We start from the raw sequence: 6190 nt of genomic DNA, 5'->3' as shown, positions 1-6190 counted from the left end.
TTGCTATATTGATAGTAACGAGCGAGCTGTTCGTAACGTGCAGCTTCTTGGCCGTATTTTTCAATTTCGGATTGAGTCATGAACATTCCTCCTTTATCATCATTACAAATATATGCGAAGCTAGAAAGAGGTTATGCAAAAAACTTGCCTTTCTAGAAGGAAAAGTTAAAATGGGGATTTTTTTATTTATAGGCAAACACACATACAAATCGATAATTGTCCTACATAAATTATAAAGGAAAGGTAGTTTGACTTTGATGGAAGGAGTGGAATCATTGGGATGGGGACATCCCCATAGTTATTGGGAATGAAGTTATGGAGGATTTGGTGCTATAGGCTGTGGGACGAATTATGGATTTGTATTATGAGTATTTCTATTAATTTTAGTGATGCGTTGGATAAGGTAATACCGATAAAAGAGCGTCGTGCCGAACTGATTAATGTGGTTAATCGGTTCTTTTTTTATTGTTCTAAACAGGTGGTACTATTTGTTAAGAAATAGTTATGATAAATGAGGCGAAGTAAAATGTCGAATTTTGTTTGAAAATATGCAATATAAAGTAGGATAATAGGAAGGAGAATAACGGGAGTTCCGTCGAAGTTTACACAATGTCAGCAATTGAGGGAAGTTGATATTATATTAAAAAAATATTCAATTTGCTGTTATCTTAAATCAGGAAGGGGTATTTAAGCGTACAGGTAAGGTTGGTCTTCATTTTAAGTTCTGAATTTTCTGTTTTTAAAATAATATTTAGCAGTCATTTGTATATTTTATAATAGTTTTTTGATAAATTCACTGCTTTTGCAGAGGATTCTTTTTTATGAAAGAAACGTCAATTTTCTTCATATACATATACAAATTGGAGAAATGGGGGAGCGCTATGCGCGATTACTTAATTAAACCACTTGTTGGTCAGCCGTATCCGATGATTTCACATGGAAAAGGTGTGTATTTGTATGATCAAAACGGAAATAAATATTTTGATGGTTCGTCTGGAGCGATTACGGCAGGTATTGGACATGGCGTAGCAGAGATAGCAGAAGTTATTAAAAAACAAGCAGAGGAGATCGCTTTCGTTTATAGATCACAGTTTACGAGTGAACCAGCTGAAAAATTAGCGAAGAAGTTAAGTGATTTATGTGTAGGAGATTTGAACTGGAGCTTTTTTGTGAATAGTGGTACGGAGGCAAATGAAACAGCTATGAAAATCGCAATTCAGCATTTTCAGGAGCGTGGCATTCAAGGGAAACATAAAATTTTGTCACGGTGGATGAGCTATCACGGGATTACAATGGGAGCTTTATCTATGTCTGGGCATCCACTGCGCAGACAACGTTTCGTTTCTATTTTGGAAGATTATCCGACTATTCCAGCTCCATACTGTTTTAGATGTCCTGTACAAAAGGTATATCCAACATGTCAACTTTCTTGTGCGACTGAACTAGAAAGAGCGATTGATCGAATTGGTGCAGAACATATTGCAGCTTTTATTGCTGAACCGATTATCGGAGCTGCTGGAGGAGCGGTTGTCCCGCCGAAAGAATACTATAAAGTAATTAAAGATATTTGTAGTCATTACGATATATTATTTATTGCGGATGAAGTAATGACTGGACTTGGTCGTACTGGTGCATGGTTTGCGATGGAGCACTGGGGTGTAGAACCGGATATTATGACCCTTGGTAAGGGGCTAGGAGCGGGTTATACACCAATGGCAGCAACAGTTGTAAGTGACCGTGTTATGGAGCCGATTTTACGTGGATCACGTTCTGTAATGAGCGGGCATACGCTTAGTGCAAATCCATTGTCTGCAGCAACGGCTTTAGCAGTTATTGAATATATGGAGAAACATAATTTACCTGAAAAAACAGCAGAAAAGGGAGAGTATTTATTAAAAGGTTTGCAGAAAGTTCAGCAACAATCGACAATCATTGCCGATGTGCGTGGAAAAGGATTGCTAATTGGAATAGAATTGCAACCGTTTACAAAAGCGTCGGAGCTTATTTCAGTTGCTGCTAAAAATGGACTGCTCTTATACCAAGCTGTTTCAGGGCAAGCAGGAAAAGAGGATAGTGCACTGCTTGTTGCACCACCAATGACAACTACATATTCCGAGTTAGATGAATTACTTTCAATTTTTGTAAAGAGCGTGGAAGAGATGATGCAAAAAGGAGGGCATAGTATCGCATGACAACTATTACAAATACATTCGGTAAATTAAAAGAAATAGAGGAAGTAATTTCTTTGTTCCATGATGATATGACATTAATGTTTGGGGGATTTGGAGGAATCGGATCCCCTCCATCTCTAATTCAAGCTGTTTTAGATAAAGGCATTACAAATTTAAATTTAATAGGAAATGATACTGGATTTCCTGATGTAGGAATCGGTCGTCTTGTTACGAATGAAAGGGTTAAATCTTTAGTTACTTCTCATATTGGGTCAAATCCAAATGCGGGAAGACAATTAAATGAAGGAAGATTGCAAATTGAATTCTCTCCGCAAGGAACACTCGCAGAGCGTATTCGCGCTGGTGGTGTAGGGCTTGGTGGTATTTTAGTTGACGTTGGTGTTGATACGATTGTAGAAGAAGGAAAGCGTACAGTTGAAATGAATGGAAAGACATATTTAGTTGAAACAGCTTTAACGGCTGAAGTCGCAATTGTATATGCGAAAAAAGCGGATCCATTTGGCAATCTTGTATTTGATAAAAGCGCTCGTAATATGAATCCACACGTAGCTATGGCTGGTGACATAACGATTGTAGAAGCAGAAGAAATTGTTCCACTTGGAAGTTTAGATCCAGAAGAAATTGTCGTCCCAGGTGTATTTGTAAATTATATCGTGCCATCGGAAGGAGTGAATTGGAAATGGGTATGGGCGTAGAAGTAAGAGATAAGATTGCAAGACGTGCAGCGAAAGAAATTCAGAATGGTATGCTTGTAAATTTAGGTATTGGAATTCCATCGCTTGTACCGAATCATTTGCCAGAAGATATGAATGTTATGTTTCATGCRGAAAACGGTATTGTTGGTATGGGACCAACGCCAAGTAAAGGGAATGAAGATGAGAATTTATGTAACGCAGCTGGTTTACCAACATCTCTTATTACAGGAGCAAGTTATTTTGATAGCTGCATGGCGTTTGGCATGATTCGAAAAGGATTACTTGATGTTACGATACTTGGTTCGTTACAAGTAAGTGAAAATGGTGATTTAGCGAACTGGATTGTACCAGGAAAACGCGTTCCAGGTATTGGAGGAGCGATGGATTTAGCGCAAAAAGCGAAGCGGGTCGTTGTTGTGATGAATCATGTTGATAAATACGGAAATGCAAAGATTGTTTCGGAATGTACATTGCCATTAACTTCGAAAAAATGTGTAGATTTAATTATTACAGACATGGCTGTCATGGAAGTGACCCAAAGAGGACTTGTCTTACAAGAATTAATGAGTCCATATACTGTAGAAGATGTAAAACGACATACGACAGCTGATTTTCATATAAGCTCAAATTTACTAGTAATTGAATGAGGGGAGTTGTAATATATGGAGCAATTAAAAAAACAAGTTTGTGATTATATTGAGGGTCATGAAGAAGAGAGTGTAAAATTTTTAACACGATTAATTCAAGAAAAGAGCGTATCTGGTGATGAAAGTGGTGCGCAGGCAATTGTTATTGAAAAGTTGCGTGAGTTAGGTCTAGATCTTGATATTTGGGAGCCTGCTTTTAATGAAATGAAAGATCACCCTTATTTCGTATCACCTCGTACAAGTTTTACAGATAGCCCGAATATTGTAGCGACTTTAAAAGGAAGTGGCGAAGGGAAATCTATGATTTTAAACGGGCATATTGATGTCGTGCCAGAAGGGGATGTAAATCAGTGGGACCATCATCCATATAGTGGAGAGAAAATAGGAAACCGCATATATGGACGTGGAACAACAGATATGAAAGGCGGCAATGTCTCACTTATGCTTGCGATGGAAGCGATTATTGAATCTGGTATTGAACTAAAAGGTCATATACATTTTCAAAGTGTAATAGAAGAAGAGAGCGGTGGGGCAGGAACATTAGCCGCTATTTTACGAGGATATAAGGCAGATGGCGTTATTATTCCTGAGCCGACGAATATGAAGTTTTTTCCGAAACAACAAGGATCAATGTGGTTTCGTCTACATATAAAAGGAAAAGCAGCACACGGTGGTACACGTTATGAAGGAGTAAGTGCAATTGAAAAAAGTATGTTTGTTGTAGAGCATTTGAGAAAATTAGAAGAGAAGAGAAATGGTCGAATTACAGATCCGTTATTTAAGGGGATTCCGATTCCAATTCCAATTAACGTTGGGAAAATTGAAGGGGGAAGCTGGCCAAGTTCTGTTCCCGATTCATTAATTTTAGAAGGAAGATGTGGTATTGCGCCGAATGAGACTATAGAGGCAGCAAAAGAAGAGTTTGAGGGCTGGATTGGTGAATTAAAAGATGTGGATAGTTGGTTTGTAAAAAATCCTGTAGAAGTAGAATGGTTTGGGGCTAGATGGGTTCCTGGTGAACTAGAAGAAAACCATCCACTTATTACAACGCTTCAACATAACTTTGTTGAAATCGAAGGGAACGAGCCGATTATAGAAGCTTCGCCATGGGGAACAGATGGAGGTTTGTTCACACAAATAGCTAACGTACCCACGATAGTATTTGGTCCAGGAGAGACGAAAGTAGCACACTATCCAAACGAATATATAGAAGTTGATAAAATGATTGCTGCCGCAAAAATAATTGCATGTACATTACTAGATTGGTGTGAGGTGAAAAAATGAAATACTATGAATCTTTTAGTGAACAGACAAAGCATTATACAGTAGAAGGGGTTTTAGATTATTTTAATAAACGTATTAGAGTTGATCACTATACAGGAAATGTTGAAAGCATCATACAAACAATCGATGAATTAGCAAAGAAACATTCTTTCACTAAATGTATTATTAAAGGAAAGGGAGAGCATGTTTYAACATGGCTCTCTTTCGGTTTCTTACTGGAAGCAACGATACCTCATTATTTTCAAGGGCACGATGCGCACTTCTTCGTGAAATATCATAATGATGAAAGACGAAATAGTATTCATTGGACTGAGGAAGATACTATTTTAAGTGGTGTAAAAGAAAAAGAAGTGAAAGAAAAAATAGTCCCAGAGGAATTTGTGTTAAGAAAAGCGACAGAAGAGGATGCGGAAGAATTAGCAATTGTCTTTGGAAAAGTATTTGAAGTTTATCCGACACCTTTAAATGATGGGAATTATGTAAAGCAGACGATGAAGGAAGACGATACAATTTACTATGTTTATGAATTCGAGGGGAAAATTATTAGTACAGCATCTGCTGAAATGAACGTGAAAGAAGGTAATGCAGAATTAACGAATTGTGCTACATTACCTGAATATCGAAAACATGGTTTCATGAAAAGTCTGTTAATTAAATTGGAGGAAGAGCTCCAAGAAAAATCTATTTTTTGTTCTTATACAATTGCTCGCTCGCTATCTTTCGGTATGAATGCAGCCTTTCATCAATTAGGCTATACATATACGGGAAGGCTTGCGAATAATTGCTACATTTTTGATAAGTTGGAAGATATGAATATATGGGTGAAAGATTTATCCAGCTATTCGAAAGCAGTAAGACTCCCGCCTCAAAATTCGGCTGTAAAGCAAAGAAGTTAGGTGGGAGTCGGGTTAATAATAAAGCCCCACTGATTAAAGTTTCACTTAACCATAAATAAGCAATAAAAATATATATACATTTCATCAAAATAATAGAACGGAATCGTCATGCTTATAATCGCACAGAGGGTGCCGGAAATTCGGCGTTGAATTTGCTGGATTTTCGGCAAAAGGGGGGATGACATTGCTAGCAGTTTCGACACAGGAAGTCATTGAAGCGATTTTGGGCAGTATAGATGAGGCCATACATGCAGTAGATGAAAATGGGATTACAATATTTTATAATACAGTTGCTGCAAAACATGATGGATCTAAAATTGAAAATGTGCTAGGAAAGCATTTATTAGAAGCATTCCCGTCATTATCCAGAGAAACAAGTACGTTGATGAAAGTATTAGATACAAAAAAACCAATCGTACACCAAGTTCAACATTACCAAAATTTAAATGGGGAAGATGTTTGTACGGTCAATACAA

6 protein-coding genes and 1 pseudogene are annotated in these 6190 nt (G+C 37.4%); 6 read left to right on the top strand and 1 reads right to left on the bottom strand.

The genetic code is table 11. From position 1 onward, the window contains the following. Window positions 1–80 (bottom strand): annotated as a pseudogene (locus AC1DJR_RS14210) (DUF4397 domain-containing protein); the annotation flags it as partial. 801 nt (window positions 81–881) lie between these two features. On the opposite strand from AC1DJR_RS14210, the gene AC1DJR_RS14205 reads away from it, so the two are divergent. The 6 genes from AC1DJR_RS14205 to AC1DJR_RS14180 all read left to right on the top strand — a co-directional run. Beyond that, complete coding sequence (locus tag AC1DJR_RS14205; protein ID WP_033708325.1) at window positions 882–2192, top strand: aspartate aminotransferase family protein; 1311 nt, start codon at window positions 882–884, stop codon at window positions 2190–2192. Next, entirely contained in the window at window positions 2189–2887 is a 699-nt protein-coding gene (gene atoD / locus AC1DJR_RS14200; RefSeq protein ID WP_002085805.1) for an acetate CoA-transferase subunit alpha, read from the top strand. The genes AC1DJR_RS14205 and atoD overlap by 4 nt, the downstream gene beginning before the upstream one ends. Beyond that, window positions 2872–3534, top strand: a complete 663-nt coding sequence (locus tag AC1DJR_RS14195; protein WP_002127246.1) for a CoA transferase subunit B — start codon at window positions 2872–2874, stop codon at window positions 3532–3534. The genes atoD and AC1DJR_RS14195 overlap by 16 nt, the downstream gene beginning before the upstream one ends. Window positions 3535–3549: 15 nt before the next feature. After that, window positions 3550–4818, top strand: coding sequence for a peptidase (locus AC1DJR_RS14190; RefSeq protein ID WP_060750324.1), 1269 nt, complete (start codon window positions 3550–3552; stop codon window positions 4816–4818). Further along, window positions 4815–5714, top strand: coding sequence for a putative beta-lysine N-acetyltransferase (gene ablB / locus AC1DJR_RS14185; RefSeq protein WP_477002855.1), 900 nt, complete (start codon window positions 4815–4817; stop codon window positions 5712–5714). Before AC1DJR_RS14190 ends, ablB begins: the two co-directional genes overlap by 4 nt. A gap of 178 nt (window positions 5715–5892) precedes the next feature. Beyond that, window positions 5893–6190: PAS domain-containing protein (locus AC1DJR_RS14180; RefSeq protein ID WP_477002854.1), on the top strand; the 298-nt coding region annotated here is incomplete at its 3' end.

The sequence above is a fragment of the Bacillus sp. 05T31 genome (assembly GCF_056396725.1).
This window is presented reverse-complemented; position numbering and strand designations above follow the sequence as displayed.